A 24,631-nucleotide genomic window follows, 5' to 3' on the forward strand; every position below is an offset into this window, starting at 1 on the left:
GCTCAGTGCTTGGCATATGGGGCGGTTCTCCTGTCGTGCCCTCTCAGGCTAACCCCGCAGAGCGGGACGTCTCACCCAAGGCTGACAGAGAGGGGCAGTGCACCTCGATCGTGACCAGGTCCCATTCGGGCTGGCCGTAGGCGACCGTATCCCAGTCGCACAGGACCGCCCCGCCGTCCGGGGCGTGGAGGGCGTTCCGGTGCTGGGGGTCGCCTTGGATCAGCCCTCGGGCCAGGGGGAAACGAATGTCTCGGAGCTCGGCTGCGAGGCGATCCGTCTGCGCTTCCATGAATCGGATGGCGTCAGGCGGCAGGCACGTTATGGCGGACAGTGAGCGTCGGATGGCCCCGACGTTGTCGTGCTCGGGGAAGCAAAGCGATGGCAGGGGCAAGTTGTGGAGCTCACGGAGGGGCTGCGCCAGTTGCTGGGCCTCTACGGGCTGCTCGGGCTGGGGCAGGTAGGTCCAGAAGGTGACCGCGTGGCCGTCGACGAGGACGGGCTGGTCGACGGGGTGGAGCGGAACGGTGGGGAAGCCCGCGGCCATGAGCCGCCTGACGAACTCGACCTTGCGGGTCACGTCTTCGACCCGGGAGCCCTTGCGGGCGATCTTCGCGACGACTTGTTCCTTCTCCAGCAGGACAACCGCGTTGGTGTGGCCGCGGAGGAGGCGGGAACCGCGGCTGTCGAGGCAGGCGGCAGCGCACGCCCGTTCCAGGATCCGGTGCATCTCGGCCTCGTCGTACCCGCCGGGGGCCGGCGCCATCTCTCTCATGCGTTCCAGGCTCGCGGACACATGGCCGAGTGTCACATCTGGCCGGGAGGAAGTGCGAGAATTTCGCGCAGTTCCCGCGCCACACGGCTGCCTCGAACGCGCGGCGGCAGGACTTCCACGACCTCCCGCGCCCGCTCCTCGACGATAGGGGTCCGATGCGCCGGATCTGTCCGCAGGAACGTGGCGGCCGCCAGTTGGCATGCTTCCTCGGTGCTGTGTTCGTGGGCGAGGCAGAGGGCTGCCTCGAAGTGGAGGAGGGCCGGGTCGATGCCGGTCTTTTCCGGGTACAGAGCGAGCGCGCTCTCCTGGACGCGTCGGGCTTCGGCGGTCCGCCGGAGGGCGGTGAGGGTGCCGCTCATATAGAGGAGAAAGCGCCGCTCAGGGAAAGCGAAGGCGTCGTTGCCCGTGTCCGCTCTGGCGTGGCTTCGCTCGAAGATCTCGGTGGCCTGCCGAAGGGCGGCTTCCGCTCCCTCCGCATGACCAAGCTTCGCCAAGGCCCGTGCCTCGGCGGCCGAAGCGAAGGCGGCGGTGGGCGTGGGCCGGTTGCGGCAGAGGATTCGTGCCTCTCTGGACAGGGCGACTGCGGCCTCGATCGGGCCGTAGTGGTACGGGAGCATGGCGGCCTGTGCGCGGACGCGGGCGCGCAGCTCGGTGTTGCCGCTGTCGTCGGCCGCGTTGCGGGCGGTGGCGTACCAGGACTGCGCCCGGCGGAGGTGCCCGAGTTTCATCAGGGCGTCGGCGATCAGTGTGGCGATCATCGCTGTGAGTTCGGAGAGCCGGACCTGTACAGCGGCCGGCTGACGGTGGGCGGCGATGTCCTCGACCTCGGACAGGTGGCCCAGCAGAATCTCGATCATCGGCGCGGGCGGCGTGTAGACGTACTGTTCGCGCGCCCACAGCAGCTGCTCGTCGAGCAGGTCCAGCTGTGTGGGCGTCACCGTGCCCACCGCAAGGGTGCGGTCGACCGACCGCCGGGCGGCGTCGATCTGCTGGTCGAAGGAGAGGGGAATCGTGTCCGCCGCGCGTCGTGAGGCGACCGCGGGGGTGAGTGCCTGCTGGGATCTCCGTGCCGGCGCCCTCTCCTCAGCCGGAGGCTCGTCTGGCGACGAGAACTGGCTGCTTCCGCGCAGTCCCAGGTCCTGGGCCGTGCTCGCGTAGAACTCGCACAACAGGTCCACGGTGACCGGGCGGGGCTGCCGGCCCTTTTCCCAGTGACCCAGTTGATCACCGTCCGCCCGGGGCGCTGCTTCGTACCGTGCTCCGAGAGTGTTGAGGCCGTCGGCGGCCTCCTGCAGGGTCAGCCCCCGCGCCAGGCGATGCGCGCGGAGCAGCGTCACACCGCAGTGGGCGTGGATCCGATGGGCGGTTTCCTGGACCGGCTCTCCACGGTCGACGGCGTCCTCGCGTAACCGCTGTGCACAGGACCGGACGGTGCGGCTTGTGGTCCAAGGCCCCTCCTGCAACTCGCCCTGCTCCTACTCCCGGCAGCGTATCGGTGAGGCACTCCCCCATCCGCGTAATCAGTGACTGATTCGACGGCCTGGCGACCGGATCAGTCACCTGCAAGCAAGAAGTGACTGATCGGCGAAGGGTGACTGTTGTTCGTCGATACCGGTGGGGCGAACCTTGCTGCTCCCAGAAGCCCGACGAACCGCTCGTCGGCCGGTGGCGTCGAACGCCCGGTCGCCGGGCCTGCATTCGCCGTCGCCTCCCACTGCACCTTGCGGCGGGAAGACGCAGCGTTCGTCACCCACAGGGAGGTGGATCGATGACGTCCTCGCCGTATCACACGGTCCTGGCCGAGCTGGCCGATGGTCAGGGAATCGAGCGTGCGGCAATCGAGGTCGAGAGCACGCCGGCGTCGGTTCGCGACGCGCGGTCCTTCGTCCGGCAGCAGCTCTTCGGCTGGCACTTCCCCGAGGCGGGGGACTTCACCGACGGGGTGGTACTGGCTGTCAGCGAGCTGGTCACCAACGCGGTGCTGCACGGCCGGACCCGGCCGGCGGACGACAGCGAGCACGTCGGTATCACGCTGGCCCTCAAGCCGGGCAGAGCGCTGGGTGTTCTGGTCACTGACAACTCCAACGAGACGTCCATGGCGGCCGTTCGGCCTGCCCCGCATGCCACTTGTGGCCGTGGTCTGAAGCTCGTCGACGCGGTGGCCGACTACTGGACGGCAGCGCCGCGAGAAAACGCCCAAGGGGTCACCGGCAAGGGCGTGTGGGCCCTCTTCCGTTGCCCGGAGCCCACTGGGCTCCTCTCTCGATCGGCGTGACAACCCATGTCATCGAAAAACCTCCGAACCCGACGACTTCCTGTGACACCGGGAGTCTTCACGCCGTGCGTGCTCGACGAGCCGAGTGGCCGTCTGAAGGATGCCCCGCTGCTCTCCACACAACTACGGGCGCTCGCTGGCGTCGCTCCAGTAGGTCGGGGCGAGCATCTCACCGGGCCAGGCCGGCTGGCGGATCGGGCCTCGTGGGCCCATCTGCTGGAAGTACGGGGCGAGGTCCAACACGGGAGTGCCGTCGACCGCGTCGAGGTCGGTGACGTGAAGGTCCCGGCCGTCGACGTCGACCAGGCGCGGGAAGCTGATCGCGAGTTGGTTGGGGCGGCGGTGGTTGCGGTGCACGAAGGTGCCGGTCGCCGGCCATCGGGCGTCGCCGCGCGGGCTGCGGGCGTGCAACTGCACGTCTTCGGGGCGCGCCCGGTGGAAGCGCCAAACCACGGTGAGGTGCGAAAACTCCCCAATGCCCTGGAGGGTCTCCAGCGGGTACTCGTCGTTGAGCCGGATGATCGAGCGGACGCCGCCCTGGTAGTCGTCCAGGACCTGGGTGTGACCTCCGACGACCGTGGCGATCGAGCTGACCTCGTAGCTGGGCACCGTTCTTCCCTCTCCATCCCTCTGACTACCGGCACGGCTGCACGCCTCGCAGCAGGACGCCGACGTGATCGGGTGTCAGCTTATGGCTCGCAGCATCTCCCGGGCGCGGCGGTCGAGCTCCGCGATGTGACGGCCGCCGCGGCCGCGCACGGGAGACAGGTCACTCCGCATGCGGACGATGACGTCCCGGGCCCGTCCGGACTGCACGCCGGTCATGGCGTCCAGAGCGCGGCTCCAGGTCGCGCACGCCTCGTCGACGTGGCCCTGCTGCACCTGTACGGCGCCGAGGTAGCCGAGGGTCACGCTGTGGGTGCGGGCGTACTGCTGGCGGCGGCGGGTGGCGACGCTGCATTTGAAGTGGATTTCTGCGTCGAGCGGCTGCCCAAGATCGCGCAGGGCACAGGCCGTCTCGTGGGCAAGGGAGGCTTCCTGGAAGAAGCCCACGCGGCCCGGCGCCTCGTTGTTGTCGGCTCGAGCGAGGTCCCGTTCCGCGCGGCTGATGGCCGCGAGAGTTGCGGGATGGTCACCGTCGGCCGCCAGGGCTCGCGCGTGGACGATCGCGAGCAGGGCTTTCTCCCGGGGGCTCGCCTGACCGTAGCGGTCGCGGGACATGGAGGCATCGGCCAGGGCGAGTGCCCTACGCGGATGTCCGAGGTCCACGGCTTGGTGGGCAAGGGCGCGCAGGGAGCCGTCGTAGCCACGCCCGGCGAGCCCCGCCTGCAGCCGGGCCGCCCGGTCGAAGGCCCGCACGAACGCGGTCGCGCCGAGCCCCGCCAGGGACCGCCAGGCCGCGGCCCGGGTGGTGTGCCCGAGCCGCGCGGCCTGCGCCGCCCGGATGCGGCGCACCGAGTCGAGCAGCAGGAAGCTCATCCGGTACGTCACCAGGGCGACGTCGACCACGGGCGCGGGCACCCCGGCGCGCACCAGGCGCGGCAGCAGATCGGACATCGGGGTGGTGAACGCGAACAGCAGCACCCCGAGCGACGCCGCCGACGTCCGCAGCAGCAACTCCCCGGCGCGCGACGGCCCGTCGTCGGCCAGCGACACGAACCCCTCAGGTCCGCCGACCTGCACCAGCAGCGTCGCGGCGCCCGTCACGCAGAAACCCAACGGCACCTTGTACGCCCGCCACAGCCCCCGGCCCGGCACCCCGGCCGGGCCGAGCAGCAGCACCAGCGCCGTCACCAGCACCAGCGCCGCGCCCGGCCAGGCCGGCAGCGAGATCGCGAGCACGGTCAGGCCGAGCCCGAGCACGGCTTTGTCCACGGGATGGCGGCGGCGCCAGCGACTGCCGTGCGCCGCCGCGTCGATGGGCAGCACGGGAGGTCAGTCCCCGTCCGCTGCCGGGCCCTTGGCGGGTTCCCCGGCATCGGCCGAGGCCGCCGCGCGGGCCCGTTCCTCGCCCTGCCGCCTGCCCCGGCGCAGGCCGAAGTAGTAGGCGAGGACGCCCGCGCCGATCGCCGCCTGGAGGGAGAACAGCCCCGACTCGATCTCCCCGGACGGCGGTTCGTACAGCGGCGAGAACCAGGGCTCGTAGTCCGGCTCGTTCTCGACGATCGCCGTCTCCGCCTCGCCGTCGGCGCCGGTGAACGGCTCCTCCTTGTGGTCGCCCAGACCGAGCGCCAGCGGCAGCACCGCCAGCGCAGCCACCGCGAGCAGCAGCAGATTGATCTTCGTGTTGCGCTTCACCGGGCCACCGCCGCACGCTTCGCGGGCCTCGCCAGCAGCACCCCGAGCCGGGTCAGCTCCCCCTTGCTGGACTGCACCAGCAGCCGCATCACCAGCACCGTCAGCAGGCCCTCGCTCACCGCGAGCGGGATCTGCGTGACGGCGAAGATGGCGCCGAACTTGCCGAGCGCGCCCAGGAACCCGCTGCCCGGGTCGGGGAACGCCAGCGCCAGCTGGACGCTGGTGACGCAGTACGTGGACAGGTCGGCGACGAACGCGCCGCCGAAGACGGCGCCCATCAGCGGCACGTCGTACCGGCGCAGCAGCCGGTAGACCCCGTATCCGGCCCAGGGGCCGACGATCGCCATGGAGAAGACGTTGGCGCCGAGCGTGGTCAGCCCGCCGTGCGCCAGCAGCAGCGCCTGGAACAGCAGCGTGATGGTGCCGAGGACCGCCATCAGCGGACGCGGCACCCCAGGCGATCGCGTGCGCCGGAGGCAGGAAACCCTCGGCTATGTGCATGGCTCAGCAGACCCTCTCCAGCACCTCGTGGATGGTTGACGCGCCTTGGCCGGTCTCCTGGCTGACGGGTACCACCGCCCGTGCCCCGCCTTCCCGGGTCCCGAAGGACCCAGTGGCTGCCCGTAAGGGCTGGAGCCGGACTTCCCGATCAAGTGGCGAGGGCCGCACCGGCATCACACCGGATTTCCCGTTCACCAAGGCGTGGTGACAGTAATCGGCCCCCGGGGGTGGTGACAAGCGGGCATCAGGGGCGCGAATCCGGGCGCACACCCGCACACCGGTGCACTCGGACACCCCGGAGGTGCCATGTCTCACACTCGACGGCCCTGGAGGAGTTCCGGTGGACCGCGGAGGGGGCCCCGGTCAGCGCCAGGCTGACCGGGGCCCCTCGTCGGTACTGTGGACGGGACTCTCAGACGTACGGCATGAAGGTGGCCACGAACAGGTTCTCGTCGCCGTCTTCCGCCGCGCTCTCGAACTCCTCACAGACCTCGGGTCGAGCGAGGCAGGGGAAGTCCTCGTAGCTCTGCACCGTCACCCCGTATTCGGGATGTTCCGCCGGAGTGTCCCCGGACAAGAGCAGCGGACCGACTCCGCCCGCTCGCGTGCTCCAGCCCGCCGACCGGAGGGACTTGGCGATGTCCTCGGCGGGATCGCCGTCCGCGGACACCGGGGAGACGGCAAGGAGGGCGAGCGATTCCTCCCAGTCGTTCCCCGGGTTCGAGGAGTGCCCTTCGGCCAGGATGCGCACATTCCCGGAAGCGGCGGACTCGACCACGTCGTCCGGCACACCGGGCAGCTGCATCCACTCACGGATGAGAATCCACCCGGCCGCCAACACGACGACGGCCACGGCCGCTCCCGTCAGGCGAAGCGTTCTTGTCCATTGCAGGATCATCCACAGTTCCTCACGACGTTGGAGCAAAAGCCGCCCGGATCCCCGTACTGAGTGGCCGGCAGCGACGACAGCCCGAACAGGTCGGACATGGACTGCCCGGTTCCGGACAGGTAGGCCATGTTCGCGTCGAACCGCGCCGATCTCCTGGAGATGATCGAGCTGCTCTGCGCCAGGTTGTCACCCGGGACGCGCAGACGGGCCGCCTCGTCGTCGCTGAGCGAGTAGCCAAGATACGCCTGCTTGGCGTTGCTGCCCCTGGTGGTGTCCACCTTCAGTTTCAGGACCGCGACGGAGACGGCGAACTCCTCGTTCACATTCAGCGCGTGACGGATGGCATCGAGCGATGTGCCTTCGAATTCATCGTAACCGGCGTCGATCAGCGTCTGGCGAGCGGTCGCCGCCTTCATCTGCACGGAGCCGGAGCTGGGGTCCCTGTCGATGAGCCTCGCGGTCCACGCGCCGCCAGTGGAGACCCCCCACTTCGCCATCTCGTCCAGGCCCTCCGGCCACGTCGTGTAGAACGGCTGCTCCTGCATGAGCAGGGCGACGACCAGTTGCTCGTCGACACCGTACTTCTTCGCGTAGGCGAGGCCCCAGGCGACGGTCTGGCTGCTCAGCTTCTGCGCGTCGGCCTCGCTTCCGCCGTAGGAGTCCGTCCCGGGGGCCGGGTCCAGATCGACGCTCGGCTCGACGTAGTCGATGTCCCAGCCGCCCGCGCTGTTCATCCGGCAGCTGTACCCGGACTCGTCGCACTCGACCGGGCGGTGGCCGTCGTACTCGATGAACGTGGACGGGTTGCCGCCGCCGAACGCGTAGCGGTTACCGGTCATCAGATCGGTACCGAGACCCATGTCGGCGAGGGCGCCGTTGTACATGTCCCGGGTCGTGAAGCGGTTGAGCCCCGGGTCGTAGTTCCGGAAGCCCATGTCGTAGGTGCCGGAGTGGGCGTCCCAGCGCTTGGCGTTGTAGCGGTAGGGGTTGTACGCCTCCTTGGTGGGATCGGTGGCGCTGGGCTTGTCGACGCCGGTGAACTCGGAGTCGTCGTCCGCGCCGTAGGCGGTGTAGCCGTAGGTGGCCTTGGTGTTGCCGGTGTCGTCGGTCAGGGTCTCGACGTCGGTGTGGCTGTTGTAGCCGTAGTAGCCGTCCTCGGTCGTGCCGTCGCCGTTGTGCTTGACCTGCGACAGGCGCTCGCCCCACGGGCTGTACTGGTAGGACTTGGTCAGCTCGCCGGCGACCTTCTCGTCCAGGACCTCGGTCGACAGGCCCAGGTACGCGAAGTCGGTGGTCTTGCCGTCCGTCGTCTTCGACGCGGTGCGGTCCAGCGGGTCGAAGGTGTACTTCGTCGACTTCAGCGCGCCGGTGTCGTCCATCTTCTGGGACTCCACGACGTGGTCGAAGCCGTCGTACACGCTCCGCTCGACGATCTCACCGTCGGAGGTGACCGACTCCTGACGGCCGAAGGGGTCGTAGTTGTAGTCGGCGGTGACGCCACCGGTGCTGGCGGTCAGCAGCCGGTTGCGGTCGTAGCCGTAGACGGTCTCCTTGCCCTTGACCGTCTGCCGGATGACGTTGGCGTTGTCGTCGTGGACGTAGGTCTCGGTGGCGGCGCCGTTTCCGGTCTTCACCGACTCCCGCAGCCGGTCGGCCGGGTCGTAGGTGTAGTCGGTGGTGGAGGACAGGTACGCCGTGTGGTTGTCGGCGTTCATCTTCTCGGCCACGTCCTGCGCCTTGTTGCCGTTGGCGTCGTAGGCGTAGGTGTGCGAGGCGACGAGGGTGCCGTTGCCCTTGTTCTCCACCGAGGTCTTCAGCGAGCCGTCGAGGTAGTAGGTGTAGTCGACCGTGTTGCCGTTGGCCTTGGTCTCCTTCAGTTTCTGGCCGCGGTCGGTGTAGGTGTACGAGGTCACCTTCGGGTCGGCGTCCGTCGCCGACTTGCCGACCGACACCGTCTTGACCAGCTCGCGCAGGTCGTAGGTGTACCGGGAGAACTGGTCGGGGTGGGTGACCGTCTCCGGCTGGCCGTTGGCGTCGTAGGTGTACGAGGTGGCCTTCTTCTCCTGCCCGGCGAGCGCCTCGGTGACCTTCTGGACCTGGTTGAGGCCGGTGTAGGCGACCGAGTAGGCGTCGATCCTGGCCCCGGACGAGGTGTCGTCGATCGAGGTCAGGTTGCCGTTGACGTCGTAGGCGTAGGCGAAGGTCTTCTTCTCGTCGTCGGTCTCACCGCTGGTGTCGCGGACCAGCTTGACCGCGTCGGCGACGGCGACGCCGCCGCTGTTCTGGTCCAGCTTCAGCTCGGTGTCCTCGCCCTGCTTGAGGCTGTACGAGCCCAACTGCACCCAGGTCCGCGGGTTCGCGGTCTGGTCCTTGGTCACCGACGGTTCGGTGGTGGTGCCGTGGGTGAGCGTGTACTTGGCCGTGGTCGCGGCGCCCGTCACCTCCGGGTACTTCACGTACGCGGTGTAGGTGCCGTCCTTGGGGACGTTGAGCGTCCAGGTGAAGGCGTCGGTGCCGGTGCCCGCCGCGTGGGTGACGTGGTCGTAGCCCTGCTGGCCGGTGCGGTCCCCCTTCGTCCAGGTGCCGGTGGAGGAGGTGTTCTGGGTGTCGGAGTTGTCGACGAGGACGACGCTCCTGCCGACCGGAACACCGTCGTCCGACTTCGACTTGAGCTTGCCGTCGGGGTAGTACGTCCAGCTCATGGTGCGGTCCGAGGAACCGCCCGCCGAGGTCAGCGTCCTGGCCGTCTGCTTGCCGAGGTCGTTGTAGTCGTACGTCGTGACGATGTCCCACGGGTCCGTGGTCGACCGCACCCAGCCGTTGTCGAAGTAGCTGTAGGTGGTGTCGTTGCGGACCGTCTGCCCGTCGGACGGCGGCAGCGAGGTCTTCGCCACCCGGCCGACCGCGTCGTACACCGTCTCGGTGTAGACGTTCGGGTCGTTGTGGCGGGTGTCCGCCGGATCGTAGGGCTGGTACTGCTTGACCGGGCGGTTCAGCGCGTCGTACTCGGTGCGCTGGGTGAACGCCGTGGTCGTCCCGGCCGCGACGGCACGCGGCGTGATCAGCTTGGTGCGGTTGCCGACCTCGTCGTACTCGTACTTCGTCGTCCGGTAGGTGATCGACGTGGTGCCCGAGTGCGGGACCTTGATCGCGGAGACCTTGCCGCGCTCGTCGTAGGAGACGGTCGTGGTGTTGTTCTCGGCGTCCGTGGTGGAGACGACCAGCGAGTCCTTGTCGTAGGTCCGCTCGGTGGTCTTCCCGGCCGCGTCGGTGACCTTGGTGACCCGGTGGTTCAGGTCGTAGGCGGTCTTGGTGGTGTAGTCGGTGGTGCCGGCGGTCGCGTTCTTCTTGGGGTCGACGACCGTGACCAGGTTGCCGACGTTGTCGTACTCGTAGGAGATCTTGTCACCCGCGGCGTTGACGACCGAGGTGAGCTGGTAGATCGCGTCGTAGTGCTGGGTGGTGACGTAGTCGGTGGTGTCGGTGGTGGTCAGCGTGCCCTTGGGCTCTGTTGTGGTCTTGAGGTTGCCGACCTTGTCGTAGGTGTAGGCCGACTTGCGTTCGGCCGACGTGCTGGTGTCCTTGGGCGCGGTGGCCGAGGTGACCTGGTCGGCCGCGTCGTAGACCGCCGTGGAGACGGCGCCGTTGGGGGCCGTCGACTTGGTGACGTTGTCGTTGGCGTCGTACTCCGGGGCCGGGACGGTGACCAGGACGCCCTTGTCCTGCTCCTTGGGCGTCGTGCTGGCGAGCGGACGGCCGAAGGTGTCGTACTTCTGGGTCGTCGCCTTCTCGTTGGGGTCGGTCACCTTGGTGACGTTGCCGCGGTCGTCGTACTCGAACAGCGTCTCGTTGGTCAGGGCATCGGTGATCGTCGCCGGGTAGCCCGTGGGCCCGAAGCCGCTGTACGACGTCGAGTTCTCGTTGGCGTCGATCGCCTTGGCGAGCTGGCCGTAGGAGTCGTACTCGTACGACGTGGTGTAGTCACCGGCGGTCGTCGTGGCGACGCCCTTGGGGTCGGTGACCGTCTTCAGGTTGCCGAAGGTGTCGTAGCCGAACTGCCAGGCGCGGCCCTCGGGTGAGGTCTTGCGGAACAGGTCGGCGGAGTAGCCGTCGGCGCGGGTCTGATACTCGAACTTCGCCGCGTTGGCCGGGTAGGTGCCGGGCGCGCAGTCGGACTGCGGCGGGACGCCGGTACTGTTGTTCTCCGCGTCGCGCTGCCAGAGCGGGTAACCCGTCTTCTGGTCGTAGCAGTACGCGGTTTTGGCGCCGTTGTCCTCCTCCAGATACGTGACGTTGTTGTCGGCATCCCACACCATCTTCGTGACCTGTGACTTCGCGTTCGTCGTCTCGACGGCGCGACCGAAGTCGTCGGTGACGTACCGCGTGGCGTGGTTCTCGGCGTCCGTCACCGTGGTCCTGGTGAAGCCCGTGTTCACGGTGTCGGCCGCGTAGGTGAAGCCGGTGTCGCCGCCGAGGCGGTCGGTGATGGTCTTGGTCCACCAGTGGTACTTCGGGTTGTCGCCCGCCGTGGGGGTGTTGTACGCGAGCTGGGTGGCGTTGCCGCGCGGGTCGGTCGCCTTGACCAGCTTGACGTTCGTGTTGCCCTGGGTGGCGTCGTAGGTGAACTTGAAGATCTTCGGCTGCGCGGCGCCGTCACCGTCGGTGAACTGCCCCAGCAGGCCCTTGTCGGTGTAGTAGAAGGAGATCTTCCGGCCGGAGATGTCCGTGACGGACTTGATGTGGTCGTAGATCTTGGAGTTGGTCAGGTTGGAGCCGGTGACCTTGGCGCCGGTGTCGTCGATGTAGTCGTACGACGCGTCGCCCTTCTTGTAGTAGTCGACCGTGAGGGACTGACGGCCCGCCGGGTCGGTGATGTACGTGAGGAACTTCGTCGGCTTGTTGTTGGACTTGCGCTCCTCGTACGTGTACGTCTGCGTGTTGCCGTTCTTGTCGACCACCGAGGTCAGATAGCCGTCGCAGCCGAAGTAGAAGCGGGTGCCGTCCGGGCGCAGCAACGTCCAGGCGTCCGGCACCGGGTCCTTGTCCGGGGTGCAGTCCAGGCCCGCCTTCGCGGTGAGCCGGTAGTGGACACCCGCCGGTGCCTTCCAGGTGCCGTCGGTCTGCTTGCGGAAGACGTGCGTGGTGCCGTCACCGTCCGGGAGGCGCACCTCGGTCGGGTGCGGGTTCGGGTGGAAGTCCAGCGACGCGCCGAGCCGGATCGGCCCGGCCAGCTGCGCCGACCAGCCCGCACCCGTGACGGTGTCCGAGGTGTCGAGCGAGTTGTACGCGAACCGCGCGAACGTCGACAGACCCCGGCCGGGGTTGGTGAACGCGTTGTACGACCAGACGCTGTTACCGGCCGACAGGTTGTTCATGACGGTCGAGCCCGCGCCGGTGTTCTTCCCGGTGTAGGCGTAGAACTTCTCCATGCCGAGGGTGTTGGAGGTGGGGTCCTCGACCGCGACGTTCTGCTTCAGGCCGGGGATGCCTCCGGTGCCCTCGGAGAGCCAGGTGCCGGTGGTGGTGTTGAGCAGGTCCCAGGTCAGGACGTAGTCGGTGCGCTTGTTGCCCGAGTCGGAGTTGATGGGCGTCTTGACCTGCGCCTGGAGGGTGATCGTGTCACCGGGGACCACGTCCCTGGGCAGCGCCGTCCGGGCCTGGTTGCCGGCGGTGGTGGCGTCGGTGCCGTCCGGGAGGGCCCAGGTGTAGGACAGCGCCTGGTCGGCCGCGCGCCAGATGGTGTTGGTGAGGGTGAACTCGACCGAGTAGTCCGAGTTCGGCGTCATCCGCGCCGGGGTCTTCGGCGCGTGGTACGTCGAAGCGGTGGTCGAGTCGATGTACGTCACCACCACACGCGGACGCAGCCGCTTCTCCGACGCCTCGGAGGACAGGAATACGGTGCGCTCCTGCTGGAGCGACTCGTTCTGCATCCTCAACAGAACGCCCTGACCGCCGCCCGAGCCGCGTACCCAGTCCTGGACCAGGCTGGTGGCACTCCAGTCCTGGCGGGCCGGGTCGTTGCTCATCGCCGGGACCGTGTCGGCGAGCGGGGCACCGGCGTCGCCGCCGGGGGTGGTCCAGTTGGTGGTGGCGTCGGCCTTGGTCCAGGTCGCCGTGGCCTCGTCGAAGTCACGGGTCAGCGGGCGCAGCTCGTAGACCGCGCCGGAGGCCCCGGTGGTGGTCTGCGTGCTCCACAGGCGCAGGGTGGCGTCCATCACGCGGGCGGAGGCGGGGATTCCCAGGTCGGGGAACTTCAGCGCCGCACGGGTGGTGCCGTAGGTGGCGGAGTTGTTGCCGACGGTGAGCCAGTTCTGCGGCACGCCGTCGGTGATCGTGTCGTGCGGGGTCGTCGACTCCGTCGACGACAGGGTGGTGTCCTGCGCGGCCTCGACCACCTTGGTGGTGCGACCCGCCTTCGGCAGCCGGACCAGCTGGGTCGGCGCCGGGGTCACCCGGCCGTCCTTCGTCTTGACGGCGACCATGTAGTAGTACGCCCGCCCGAACGGGTCGGAGCTGTCCGCCGCGGTCGGGGTGGCCGAGGTGTCCGTGTAGGAGGTGCTGTTCGAGGCCACCGGCGCGACCAGGGGGGCCGCCGACGGGGTGAAGGTCTGGAACACCGAGCGGTGCACCTGGTACTCGGCGATGTCGTCGGCCGTGGTGGTGGTCGACGGGTCGGTGTAGGCCGACCACTTCAGCTCCGCGCCGGTGTCGTGGATCGTCGTCGGCGGGTCCAGCTCCACGCCCGGGCGGCCGTAGGTCAGCACCAGGCGCGGGTAGTTGGCGGTCTCGCCGCCGTAGCCGAACTCGCTGCCCTCGTAGCGCGGGCCGCCCTTCGGGCCGCTGGCGGACTCGTCGCCCGCCTTCACGACGAAGCCGTGGTTGTCGTAGGTGCCGTCGATCCACTGCTGGACCGTCTTCGTCACCGGGAACGAGTGCCAGGTGTTCACCTGCGAGGGCTGCTTGGTGACCACACCGCCCTTGGTGAACCGGACCGCGTCCGCGATCACCGCGGTGCTCGTCGACGCCGGACCGTCACCGAGGACGACCTTGCCCACGGTGCCCGCCTTGAAGCGGTGCGTGCCCAGGGTCTTCCAGACGCCCTGGCTGCCCGCCGACTGGTCGACGGTGTACGTCTTGGAGCCGCCGTCGTAGGTGACCGTGTAGGGGGCGTTGGTGGCGCGGTCGGAGGCGGGCACGTAGTGCGCCTCGACCTGGTACTCGCCGTCCTCCGGCAGGCTCGGCTGCCAGGTGTAGGCGTCCCCGGCGACCGTGTCCTTGTTGTACCGGTAGTCCTGCCCGACCGCGTACTGCATGTACGCCGTGTTCCCCGAGGCGGGCCACGAGCCGGTGGCGGCCGTCGTACCCAGGTCACCGTCGTCCACGACGACCGAGGTGCCGGACAGCTCACCGGTCAGGCCGCTGGCGTTGTTCCAGGTCGCGCCGGACTCCGTCCAGGCACCGGTGGCGCGGTGCGCCTCCAGCTGCACCTCGGTGCTGCCGGTGGTGTGCGTCTGGTCGTAGTACAGCCGCAGGTCGGCCGAGTCCAGCCTGGTCCCGGCCGGGATGCTGCCGATCGGGAAGCGGAGCAGGGCCCGGGAGCTGCCGGTGCTGGTGTTGCCGACCGACAGGCGCCAGTTGTCGTCGTAGTTCGACGCCGGGCCGTCCGAGGAGATCATCACGTCCTGCGCCGTGGCGGGCGTCGGGGCGATCTGGATCGTCGGATCGATCATGACCGGATACTGACGGTCCTTGTCCGCCAGCCACTCGTCGTCCGGTACGACGGTCAGCTTCCAGCCGTCCCCGTCCCGGGTCAGCTTCTGGGCGACCTTGGTGCTGTAGGCGGTGCCGTACGGCGACTCGCGGTCCTTGCGCGCGTCCGTCATGAACGCCGCGGGCATCACCAACACCGGGTCGGTCGACTCGCCGTGGAACGCGATCGAGCCGTCCTTGCGCGCCTTCGGCGTCAGACCGTCCGTGTCCAGGGTGAAGGTGAACTTCAACCACCAGCAGACGAAGAACCTCCTGGGATCAACGTGCACCGTGCCCAGACGCAGCGCCTTGCCCGTGCCGACGGCGGCTGAGCGGCAAGGCCGGACTCGGTCTCTCAGTCCGGTCACCTGCCGCGCAACGACTCCGAGGCGATCAATCCCAGATGCCCGAGTTCAACGGAGCGTAGTCAGCACCAAGTCAGCACGGGACAGGTGAGGACGGGTGATGACGTGGGATTTTAGTCAGCACCAAACCAGCACGGGAGTCAGCACGGCACCATCAAATCGTGCTGAACTACGCGTCCCGGACGGCCCTCGTTTTGACCACCACCGGTCCCCTGAGACGCCTTTGCATGAGCCGGCATGGTGGCCGCGCGCATAGCTGGCCCTCGAACTATGTTGTCTCGCCACATGTGCGCCTGACCTGCGGATTCCTACGGTGTGGCGACACGCAAACGTCCCCGTCACACCCCAGGAAGTGGTGCCGATGTCGTCGCCCGCAGCCGCTCCACCAGCTCCGAACAACCTCAAGCGCATCGTCGCCGCGTCCCTCATCGGCACCACCATCGAGTGGTACGACTTCTTCCTCTACGGCTCCGCCGCCGCGCTCGTCTTCAACAAGCTGTTCTTTCCGGACTCCGACCCGCTGGTCGGCACGCTGCTGTCGTTCCTGACGTACGCCGTCGGGTTTGCCGCCCGGCCGCTGGGTGCCCTGGTCTTCGGACACTACGGGGACCGGCTCGGGCGCAAGAAGCTGCTGGTGCTGAGCCTGCTGATGATGGGCGGGGCAACGTTCGCGATCGGGCTGCTGCCCACGCACGCGACGATCGGCAGTGCCGCGCCCGTGCTGCTCACCGTGCTGCGGCTGGTCCAGGGCTTCGCGCTGGGCGGTGAGTGGGGCGGTGCCGTGCTGCTGGTGTCGGAGCACGGGGACGCGCGACGGCGCGGGTTCTGGGCGTCGTGGCCGCAGACCGGTGCGCCGGCGGGGCAGCTGCTGGCGACCGGCGTGCTGTCGCTGCTGACCGCCGTGCTGTCGGACTCGGCCTTCGGGGCCTGGGGCTGGCGGATCCCCTTCCTGCTGTCCGGGGTGCTGGTGATTGTCGGCTTGTGGATTCGTCTCTCTGTCGATGAATCGCCGGTCTTCACGCAGGCGCGGGAACGGGCCGAGGCCCGCAAGGCGGACGCCGGCACGGAGCGGATGCCGGTCGTGGCGGTGCTGCGGCATCACTGGCGCGACGTGCTGGTGGCGATGGGCGCGCGTATGGCGGAGAACATCAGCTACTACGTGATCACCGCCTTCATCCTCGTGTACGCCACCACCTCGGCTGGGCTTTCGAAGCAGACCGCGCTCAACGCGGTCCTCATCGCCTCGGCGATCCACTTCGCCGTCATCCCCGCCTGGGGCGCCCTGTCGGACCGGCTGGGCCGGCGTCCGGTGTACCTGATCGGCGCGGTCGGGGTGGGACTGTGGATGTTCCCGTTCTTCTGGCTCATCGACACCGGCGGTTTCGGGAACCTGCTGCTCGCGGTGACTGTCGGTCTGGTGCTGCACGGGGCGATGTACGCACCGCAGGCCGCCTTCTTCTCCGAGATGTTCGCGACCCGCATGCGCTACTCCGGTGCTTCCATCGGTGCCCAGTTCGCCTCGGTCGCGGCGGGAGCCCCGGCGCCGCTGATCGCCACCGCGCTGCTCGCGGACTACGGCAGCTCCACGCCGATCTCGCTGTATGTCATCGCCGCGAGCCTGCTCACGGTCGTCGCCGTGGTCGCGGCCAAGGAGACCCGTCACCGTGACCTGGCGGACGTGGCCCCTTCGGGCAAGCCGGAAGCGCCGGTCGGGACCCCCGCCAAGCAGGACGCCCGCACCGTCTGATCCGGTACCGCCCCGGCCCCCGTACGCGCCCGCGTGCGGGGGTCAGCCCCGTGCGGGCTGCTGCGCGACCCCGGACAGCCGGTGCAGGCGCAGGGCGAGCTGGATTTCCAGTGCGCGGGCCGGGCTCTGCCAGTCGTCGCCGAGGAGGCGGCCGACACGTTCCAGCCGCTGGGCGACCGTGTTGACATGGACGTGGAGCTCGTCCTTGGTGCGGGCGGGGCTCATGCCACAGGCGAAGTAGGAGTCGAGGGTGCGCAGCAGATCGGTGCCGCGGCGTTCGTCGTAGGCGACGACCTGGCCGATGGTGCGGTCGACGAAGCCTGCGATGTCCCGCTCTCCGGCCAGCAGCAGCCCCAGGAAACCGAAGTCCTCGGCGGCGGAGCCGTCGCCGGAGCGGCCGAGGAGACGCAGGGCGTCGAGGCAGCGCCGGGCCTCCGCGTAGGCCGCCGCCACGGTGTCGGGGCGGGCGGTGAGCTGCTCGACCGGGCCGGACGCGCCGACAGTGACCGGTTCGTGGACGGCCGTTCCCAGGTGGCGGGCGGTGCGGCGGGCCAGGTCGGTGGCGGTGTCGCCGGGGGTGACGGGCAGCAGGAGAACGGTGCCGCCGTCGCGTGCGGCGGCGAGGCCCTGCCGGGTCGCCGCCAGGTGCGAGGCGGCTGCCCACAGCCGTCTGCGGGCGTCGGCCTCCTGCTCGGCGTCGGCGGTGCCGCCCTCCAGCCGGGCGGCGAGTACGGCGTGGGTGGCGTCGAGGTCGGCGTGCAGCCGGGCGGCGCGCTCGCGCAGCAGACGGGGGTCCCGGTCACGGGCGTCGAGCAGGTCGTCGAGCAGTTCGCCCCGGACACGCTGCTCCGCCTCGGCGGCGGAGCGGCGGGCGAGCAGCAGCAGGGAGGTGACCATGGCCGCGCGCTCCAGTGTGCGCTGGTCGACGGGGTCGAGGCCCGGGTGGCCGCTCAGGACGAGCGCGCCGAGGAGTTCGTCACCGGCGGTGACGGCCGCGATCCAGTCCTCCCGGTGCCGTACGGCGTGGCCTTCCGCCCGTGAGGACTCGAGGGCGTGGGCCGGCACCGCGGCGGCCTCGGTGAAATCGACCGTGCCGTCCAGCACCTCGGCGACGGCGGCGGCCACGTCGTGCACCCCGCCGCCGCGCAGGACCAGTTCGGCGAGCCGGTCGTGGACGTCCGAGGCGCGCTCGATGACCGCGCTTCGGTCCTGGATGATCTCGTTGGCGCGCTCCAGGCCGGCGAGTGCCGAACGGGTCTCCGCGAGCAGGTTGGCGGTGTCGATGGCGGCCGCGGCGAGGGCTGCGAAGGAACCGAGCAGGGCGATCTGTTCCCGCTCGAAGACCCTGGCCCGCCGGTCGGCGGCGAACAGAACGCCGATGACGTGGTGGCCGAGCGTCAGGGGTACTCCGAGGATGGCGACGAGGCCCTCGTCGCGCACCCCGGTGTCGATGGTGTGGGTGTGCTGGAAGCGGTCGTCGCGGAAGTAGTCGTCGGTGACGTAGGGGCGGGCCGTCTGGGCGACCAGGCCGCCGAGGCCTTCGCCCATACCGAGGCGAAGCTGCTGGAAGCGGGCGGCGACCGAGCCCTCGGTGACCCGCATGTAGGTGTCGCCCCTGGCCGTGTCGTTCAGACTGAGGTAGGCGACGTCGGTGCCGAGCAGCGAGCGGGCGCGCTGCACGATCGCCCGCAGCACGGCGTCCAGGTCGCGCAGTCCGGCGAGGTCGTGGGCGGTCTCGAACAGCGCGGACAGCTCGGCCTCGCGGCGCCGACGCCCCTCGAGATCGGACCGCACGCGCAGGGCGAGCACCTTGGCCTCCTGGAGGGCGCCGATCCTCTCGGCGGACAGTCCCTCGGCGCGGGCGAGCAGCACGGGCTGCTCGTAGGCCTCGGCGGGGGCGCCGCGGGCCAGCAGCTCGAGGAACGGCGCCTCGGCGCTGCCGGAGGAGGGACGGGCGTCGGGGTGTGCCCGGCCCGGCGCTGCGGCAGCGGGGGCGGAACGCTCGGCGGACTGCAGGTGCTCGCGGGACATGCTCACAGGATTCCTCATCCCGCGGCCGCCCCGTCAGGCCTGTGGAAAACTCTGTCGGCCCACGGCCGGCCGCTGACGGCCGATGGCTCAGTGCGCGGTCCAGCCGCCGTCCAGGACCAGTGAGGTGCCGGTGACGAAGGACGCCCGGGGACCGCACAGGTAGGCCATCGCCTCGGCGACGTCCTCCGGCTCGATGAGCCGTTTGACCGCGCTGTCCTGCAGCAGCACCTCGGACAGCACGCGCTCCTCGGGGATGCCGTGCGCGCGGGCCTGGTCGGCGATCTGTTTCTCGACCAGCGGGGTGCGCACATAGGCGGGGTTCACACAGTTGGAGGTGACACCGTGGGGTGCGCCTTCCAGGGCGGTGGTCTTGGACAGCCCCTCCAGGCCGTGTTTGGCGGCCACATAGGCGGACTTGTAGGCCGAGGCTCGTAGCCCGTGGACCGAGGACACATTGACGATGCGGCCCCAGCCCTGACCGTACATGTGGGGCAGGGCGCCCCGGATGAGCCGGAAGGGTGCCTCCAGCATCACGGTGAGCACGGTGCGGAAGACGTCGGGCGGGAAGTCCTGGATGGGGCGGACCAGCTGCAGCCCGGCGTTGTTGACCAGGACGTCGGTGCCGGCGGCGGCGAGCTCGGCGGCGTCCAGGTCGGTGAGGTCGAGGACGTGCGGCTCGACGGTGCCCGCGAGGCCCCGGGCCGTCCCGGCGAGTGCCTCCAGTCCTGCGGTGTCCCGGTCGACGGCTCTGACCTTGGCCCCGGCGGCCGCGAGCCGCAGTGCGCAGGCGCGGCCGATACCGCCGGCGGCGCCGGTGACGAGGGCGGTACGGCCACCGAGGTCGAGGGGGGTGGCGTGGGCCGGAAGGGCACGGGGCGCGGTCATGGGTCGACCCTAGGCAGCACCCCCCGCTCAACCCATATGGTCCGGCCCTACAGTTCAGCCGTTTCCAATGGGGTCGAACCATGTGGGTGCGTCTGACATGGCCTGCTTGATCCGGAAGCTCGCGAACTCGTTCAGTTCCGGCAGCGCGTCCACGGCGAACCAGCCGACGTCCAGTGACTCGTCGTCGTTGACCCGCGCCTCGCCCCCGAGAGCACGGCAGCGGAAGGTGATGTCCATGTATTGGCAGATGTCGCCGTTCTCGTACGTCACCGGCTCCAGTGCCTGCACCAGCAGGACCCGCTCGACGGCGCAGCGCACCGCGGTCTCCTCCTCGACCTCCCGCACGGCGCAGGCCGCGGGCTGCTCCCCCGGGTCGGGGATACCGCCGATCACCGACCACTTGCGGGTGTCGGACCGGCGGTTGAGCAGCACCCGCCCCTCGTCGTCGAAGACGAGAGCGGTGACCCCGGGGAGCCACAGCAGCTGATGACCGGCCGAGGCGCGCAAAGTACGGATGAAGTCAGGTGTAGCCATGCTGCGAACCCTAACGGCCCCTCGCGGCACTCCCCCGCACGCCGGAAGGCGTGCCTCTACGCGTCCCCGGCACGTCGTGCGCGCACGCCGGCGGCGACGGCCCCGCCCAGGCCGCCGGCGGCCACGAGCACCAGCACGATCTCCGGGAGGACGCCCAGACGCGTGGCAGGGGTCTGCGAGGAGCGCAGCGGCACCTCCTGCACGAGCGAGTCCGCGACGAACATGCCGGTCCTCCGCGTGATCTCCCCGTCGGGCATGATGACCGCGCTGACCCCGCTGGTCACCGGCACGGTCACCGCGCGGCTGTGCTCCACGGCGCGGACCCGGGACATGGCGAGCTGCTGGTACGTCATCTCGCTCCGGCCGAAGGTGGCGTTGTTGCTGGGCACCGAGATCAGCTGGGCGCCGGCGGTGACCGTGTCGCGCACCGCCCAGTCGAAGGCGGCCTCGTAGCAGGTGACCAGACCGACCCCGGCGCCGTTCATGCGGAACACTCCGGGTTCGCTGCCCCGGCTGAAGTCCTGGCGGACCATCGAGGTCCAGTCGTCGTTGATCGCTCCGACGAGTGAGCGCAGCGGAAGGTACTCGCCGAAGGGCTGGATCTGCCGTTTGTCGTAGGTGTCGACGGGGCCCTTCTCCGGGTCCCAGAGGATCTGCTCGTTGAGCAGCCTGCCGTCCCTGTCGACCACGCCGCCGACCGAGACGGGGGCGCCGATGGCCCGGGCCGCCCTGTCGATGACGGCGCGCGCGTCGGCGTTGGCGAAGGGGTCGATGTCGGAGGAGTTCTCCGGCCACAGCACGACATCCGGCTGCTCGGCCCTTCCTGCCGCGACCTCGGCGGCCAGACGCTCCGTCTCCCGCGCGTGGTAGTCCAGGACGGCGCGCCGCTGGGAGTTGAAGTCGAGACCCAGGCGGGGGACATTGCCCTGGATGACGGCCACGGTCACGGTGCCGTTCTCCGGGTCGTCGCTGACCAGTGTCCTGGCCGTGAGCGCCGCGGCCACCGGCACGACGACGCTCAGCACACCGACGACCGCGGCGCCCCGGCGCAGGGTTCCCGTACGGCGGGCCCGCACCGCGAGCCGGACGACCTCGTACAGGCCGAAGCCGCACAGCACGACGGCGAAGCCGAGCACCGGGGTGCCGCCGAGCGCGGCGAGCGGCAGGAAGACGCCGTCCGCCTGACCGAACGCGGTCTTGCCCCAGGGGAAACCGCTGAACGGCACACGCGCGCGTGCCGCCTCGCCGGCGATCCACAGCGCCGCCGCCCACACCGGCCACCCGGGCAGTTTCGACACCACGGCGACGCCGGCGCCGACCAGTGCGACGAACATCGCCTCGATCACCACCAGGGCGATCCACGGTCCCGGACCGACCTCCACACCGGTCCACACCAGCAGCGGCAGCAGGAATCCGAGACCGAAGAGGTAGCCGAGACCGATGGCCGCCTTCCAGCTCCGGCCGCGCAGCACCCAGCCGAAGACGGCGAAGGCGGGCAGGGCCAGCCACCACAGGGCGCGCGGCGGGAAGCTGACGTAGAGGAGCAGGCCCGAGAGCGCGGCTGCGGCAGCCGGGAGGAGGCGCACGAGCCGTCCGCCCCGCGCGGTGGACGCGGTCTGCGGAGGCATCGGGTCCGACTCGCCGACGGAGGTTGCGGTGACGGTCACTCCGGGAGTCTACGGCGCGTGACCTGGCAGCCGACAGCACGGTCGGAAGGGAGGGCGACACCAGGGGAAGCGGACGAAGGGCGCACGGCCTCCGTCGGGGCGGAAGGCGTGCGGCATCGTTTCCGCGCGACTTGTCACCACACATCCCCAAACCGGCCACCAGCCGTTACGGTGTGCCGGTGCCCTGATCGTGCGGCCCGTCCCGGCGCCGGCGGCCGGGGCCCGTCACAGGTCGGGGGCGACGCGGTGCGGGGTGCGGGGTGGGTTCCACGGGAATGGCTTCCGGCGGTCCGGAAGCGGACGGCGAGAGACGGATCGGCCCGGACGCGGCGGGTGTCGTGGTGCTGGGGGTCTGCGCGGCCTGGCCGCTGATCACGGCGGCGGCTCGGGGCGGCCGCCCCGAGGGGATGCTACTCGCTGTCCTGGCCCTGGCCGCGGGCTACGCGGCGGGCCGGATCGGCGGGGCGCTCCTGCCGGTGGCCGCACCCTGCGCGGGTGCCCTGGCCGGTATCGGCCTGACGGTCGCGGTCCCGCAGCTGACGCCCGGACCGCAGATCACCGCTCCGCTGGGGCACGCCGGGGCGACGACCGCCATGGTGACCCTTTCGGCCGGCGCCGCGTGCTGCGCGGCCTGGGTGGCCACCGCGCCGGGAGTACGGATCGCGCTGCGTCTGCTGGCCGTGGGCGTCGCGGTGACCGCGGCCCTGCTCGGCTCGGTCGCCGGATGCGTCGCGGCCTCGGTGGTGCTGGTGTGCTCCCTCGCCGTGGGCCGTGTACGGCGCCGCGGTCCCGCCCTCGTGGGGCTGGGCATTGCCGCCGTCGGGGTGACCGCACTGGCCTGGGCGGTGGCGGGGGACGCCCTGCCGGAAGGGCTCGCGGCGACCCTGGAGGGCCGGCTCACCTCCCACCGCGTGGGGTTGTGGAGCGACGCCCTCGGCATGCTCCGGGAGCACCCGGGTCTGGGCGTGGGCCCGGGGCGCTTCGGGGAACTCAGTACGGTGTCGGGCCAGTCCCCGCTGTCCGACGGCAAGCCGCACTCCGCACCGCTCCAGCTGGCGGCCGAGCAGGGCGCCGTCGGGATGGCTCTGCCTGCCCTGGCCTTCGGCTGGCTGCTGTACGCCCTGTGGCACAGCCCGCACGCCACGCCGGTGGTGCTGACGGCGGGCACGGCTCTCACGGGCCTCGCCGCCATCGCCTCGGTGGGCAACGCCCTGAGCTTCACGGCGGTGTGCCTGGGTGGCGGTCTGCTGGCGGGCCTGGCGACGTCCCGCCCCTTCACGGACGACGCGACCCGCGGCGTGGGCGGACCGCACCCGCGCGGAGACCGGCTCACGCGGTGATCGTCCCGTACGCGCCACGGCTCACGTCTGCGCGGTGCTGCGGCCCGACACCCCACGACCGCCCTGCGGAGCGAGGAGCCAGGGTCGCTCGCCGTGGGTGTCGGGCCCGGCCCCGTGCCACACCGCGTCCGCTGCCCCGGGCCGCTCGGCTCAGTGTTTCGTTCCCGGCCTGCGGGGGCGGAGGCGCTCGCGGATGACGCTCACCGCCGCTTCCGCGTCGTCCACGGTGACCGTGAAGGTATGACCGTCCCACAGGCGTAGGACGACCCCCTCGCCGCGGCGCACGACGACCGCCGTGCCCTTCTCGGGCCGCCAGCGGTATCCCCAGCCGCCCCAGTGCCGGGGAGTGACATGCGGGGCGAACTCCGCACCGGCGACGTGCGACAGCGGGATACGGCGGCGGGGCAGGCCGACGTGCCCGCAGCGCACCTCGAGATGGTCCTCGTCGACCCGCAGCGCGACATGTACGAACGCGAGGGTGCCGAACAGGACGAGCAGTCCGGCGGCGATGCAGCCGACGACGGCCATGGCCAGCGGAGCGACGCCGGTCGTCCACGCGGAGTCGACGGCCAGCGCGATGCCGAGCGCCATGCAGGCGGCGCCGATCAACGCCAGCAGCCACTGGAAACGACCGGTGGCGCGACCGGTCCAGACCTCGGTGTACGGGTCGGGCTCGCCGTGGCGGGGGTCCCTCATACGTTTGAGGTTACTCAGGATTCGCCGAGCGGCTACCTCGTAGCACAGCGTTACTGCACCGTCCGGGCCGGGGCCAGCGGCTGAAGCAGTCTGCCTTCGGCGTAGGTGAGCGCAGCCTCGGGAAGCACGCCCTCGCCTCCACTGAGCAGCACCGTCAGCGTGCCGCTCACCGGTGCACCGGGGGCGGGGTGTTCGCCGAGGCGGCGCAGGGCCTGGGCGGCCACCGCCCCGGCGGAGCCGTGCAGGGCGAGCCGCGGACGGCCGGGGCGCTGCACGGCGGCCCGGATGCGCTCGGCGACCAGTTCGTAGTGGGTGCAGCCGAGGACGACCGCTCTCACGTCGTCCGGCGTGAGAGCGGCGGCTGCGGCGACGGCGGCGTCGATCGCCGTCCCGTCCGCGCGCTCCACGGCCTCCGCGAGCCCCCAGCAGGGCACCTCGGTGACGGCCACGCCGCCCGCGAAGTTCTCGATCAGGTCCTGTTGGTAGGGGCTGCCGGTCGTGGCGGGGGTGGCCCAGATCGCGAGCGGTCCGCCGCCGGCCGCGGCAGGTTTGATCGCCGGGACGGTGCCGATGACGGGCAGTCCGGGTTCGAGGCGGGCTCGCAGGGCGGTGAGGGCGTGCACCGTCGCCGTGTTGCAGCCGACGATCAGCGCGTCGGGGCGGTGGGCGGCCGCCGCCTCGGCGACGGTGAGGGCGCGCTCGGTGAGGTCCTGCGGAGTCCTCGGTCCCCAAGGCATGCCGTCGGGGTCGAGGGAGAGGACGAGACCGGCGTCGGGACGGAGACGCCGTACCGCGGCGGTGGCCGCCAGCAGTCCGATTCCGGAGTCCATGAGCGCGATCTTCACCCGGCCACGATAGACGATGAGCCGCTTCGCGGCCGTG

The 24,631-nt window shown here is 70.4% G+C and carries 16 protein-coding genes, 1 pseudogene and 1 riboswitch; of the genes and pseudogenes, 3 read left to right on the forward strand and 14 right to left on the reverse strand.

Annotation, left to right across the window (positions count from 1 at the left end; genetic code table 11):
* Positions 1–43 precede the first annotated feature (43 nt).
* Together ACZ5C2_RS21940 and ACZ5C2_RS21945 are read right to left on the reverse strand one after the other, a co-directional pair.
* A complete protein-coding gene (locus tag ACZ5C2_RS21940) occupies positions 44–772 on the reverse strand; it encodes a phosphotransferase (RefSeq protein WP_468793409.1) in 729 nt (242 codons plus the stop codon).
* 32 nt (positions 773–804) lie between these two features.
* Complete coding sequence (locus ACZ5C2_RS21945; protein ID WP_468793412.1) at positions 805–2,109, reverse strand: XRE family transcriptional regulator; 1,305 nt, start codon at positions 2,107–2,109, stop codon at positions 805–807.
* Positions 2,110–2,540: 431 nt separating this feature from the next.
* Between ACZ5C2_RS21945 and ACZ5C2_RS21950 the strand changes: the two genes are divergently transcribed.
* Positions 2,541–3,047, forward strand: a complete 507-nt coding sequence (locus ACZ5C2_RS21950) for an ATP-binding protein (protein WP_468793415.1) — start codon at positions 2,541–2,543, stop codon at positions 3,045–3,047.
* Positions 3,048–3,170: 123 nt separating this feature from the next.
* Here ACZ5C2_RS21950 and ACZ5C2_RS21955 read toward each other — a convergent pair whose 3' ends face one another.
* From ACZ5C2_RS21955 to ACZ5C2_RS21980, 6 genes and pseudogenes are all read right to left on the reverse strand, one after another.
* Positions 3,171–3,656 (reverse strand): SAM-dependent methyltransferase, encoded by a 486-nt coding sequence (locus ACZ5C2_RS21955; protein ID WP_114872965.1) that lies wholly within the window; start codon positions 3,654–3,656, stop codon positions 3,171–3,173.
* A gap of 75 nt (positions 3,657–3,731) precedes the next feature.
* Positions 3,732–4,976 carry a cobalt ECF transporter T component CbiQ gene (gene cbiQ / locus ACZ5C2_RS21960; RefSeq protein WP_468793419.1) on the reverse strand — a complete coding sequence of 415 codons (1,245 nt, stop codon included), beginning with the start codon at positions 4,974–4,976 and terminating at the stop codon, positions 3,732–3,734.
* 6 nt (positions 4,977–4,982) lie between these two features.
* Positions 4,983–5,345, reverse strand: a complete 363-nt coding sequence (locus ACZ5C2_RS21965; protein ID WP_361038001.1) for an energy-coupling factor ABC transporter substrate-binding protein — start codon at positions 5,343–5,345, stop codon at positions 4,983–4,985.
* Positions 5,342–5,846: pseudogene (locus ACZ5C2_RS21970) on the reverse strand (energy-coupling factor ABC transporter permease). Before ACZ5C2_RS21970 ends, ACZ5C2_RS21965 begins: the two are co-directional and overlap by 4 nt.
* Positions 5,847–5,876: 30 nt before the next feature.
* A riboswitch (cobalamin riboswitch) is annotated at positions 5,877–6,060 on the reverse strand.
* 198 nt (positions 6,061–6,258) lie between these two features.
* Positions 6,259–6,744 carry a hypothetical protein gene (locus ACZ5C2_RS21975; protein ID WP_468793422.1) on the reverse strand — a complete coding sequence of 162 codons (486 nt, stop codon included), beginning with the start codon at positions 6,742–6,744 and terminating at the stop codon, positions 6,259–6,261.
* Positions 6,741–14,411 (reverse strand): golvesin C-terminal-like domain-containing protein, encoded by a 7,671-nt coding sequence (locus ACZ5C2_RS21980; RefSeq protein ID WP_468793844.1) that lies wholly within the window; start codon positions 14,409–14,411, stop codon positions 6,741–6,743. Before ACZ5C2_RS21980 ends, ACZ5C2_RS21975 begins: the two co-directional genes overlap by 4 nt.
* A gap of 799 nt (positions 14,412–15,210) precedes the next feature.
* On the opposite strand from ACZ5C2_RS21980, the gene ACZ5C2_RS21985 reads away from it, so the two are divergent.
* Entirely contained in the window at positions 15,211–16,596 is a 1,386-nt protein-coding gene (locus ACZ5C2_RS21985) for an MFS transporter (RefSeq protein ID WP_468793424.1), read from the forward strand.
* 42 nt (positions 16,597–16,638) lie between these two features.
* Here ACZ5C2_RS21985 and ACZ5C2_RS21990 read toward each other — a convergent pair whose 3' ends face one another.
* The 4 genes from ACZ5C2_RS21990 to lnt form a co-directional block, all read right to left on the reverse strand.
* Positions 16,639–18,627, reverse strand: a complete 1,989-nt coding sequence (locus ACZ5C2_RS21990) for a helix-turn-helix domain-containing protein (RefSeq protein WP_468793427.1) — start codon at positions 18,625–18,627, stop codon at positions 16,639–16,641.
* Between the two features lie 87 nt (positions 18,628–18,714).
* Positions 18,715–19,512, reverse strand: a complete 798-nt coding sequence (locus ACZ5C2_RS21995; protein ID WP_468793430.1) for a 3-hydroxybutyrate dehydrogenase — start codon at positions 19,510–19,512, stop codon at positions 18,715–18,717.
* A 54-nt stretch (positions 19,513–19,566) separates the two neighbouring features.
* The gene (locus ACZ5C2_RS22000; RefSeq protein ID WP_468793433.1) at positions 19,567–20,046 is read right to left on the reverse strand and encodes an NUDIX hydrolase; all 480 of its coding nucleotides are present in this window, start codon (positions 20,044–20,046) and stop codon (positions 19,567–19,569) included.
* A gap of 56 nt (positions 20,047–20,102) precedes the next feature.
* Positions 20,103–21,713 carry an apolipoprotein N-acyltransferase gene (gene lnt / locus ACZ5C2_RS22005; protein WP_468793436.1) on the reverse strand — a complete coding sequence of 537 codons (1,611 nt, stop codon included), beginning with the start codon at positions 21,711–21,713 and terminating at the stop codon, positions 20,103–20,105.
* A gap of 275 nt (positions 21,714–21,988) precedes the next feature.
* On the opposite strand from lnt, the gene ACZ5C2_RS22010 reads away from it, so the two are divergent.
* Positions 21,989–23,053, forward strand: coding sequence for an O-antigen ligase family protein (locus tag ACZ5C2_RS22010; RefSeq protein WP_468793438.1), 1,065 nt, complete (start codon positions 21,989–21,991; stop codon positions 23,051–23,053).
* Positions 23,054–23,203: 150 nt separating this feature from the next.
* On the opposite strand, the gene ACZ5C2_RS22015 is transcribed toward ACZ5C2_RS22010, so the two are convergent.
* Together ACZ5C2_RS22015 and ACZ5C2_RS22020 are read right to left on the reverse strand one after the other, a co-directional pair.
* Positions 23,204–23,749, reverse strand: coding sequence for a hypothetical protein (locus ACZ5C2_RS22015; protein ID WP_468793440.1), 546 nt, complete (start codon positions 23,747–23,749; stop codon positions 23,204–23,206).
* Between the two features lie 50 nt (positions 23,750–23,799).
* Positions 23,800–24,594 (reverse strand): glutamate racemase, encoded by a 795-nt coding sequence (locus ACZ5C2_RS22020; protein WP_468793442.1) that lies wholly within the window; start codon positions 24,592–24,594, stop codon positions 23,800–23,802.
* Positions 24,595–24,631 lie beyond the last annotated feature (37 nt).

Source organism: Streptomyces sp. NPDC031365, from assembly GCF_055569765.1.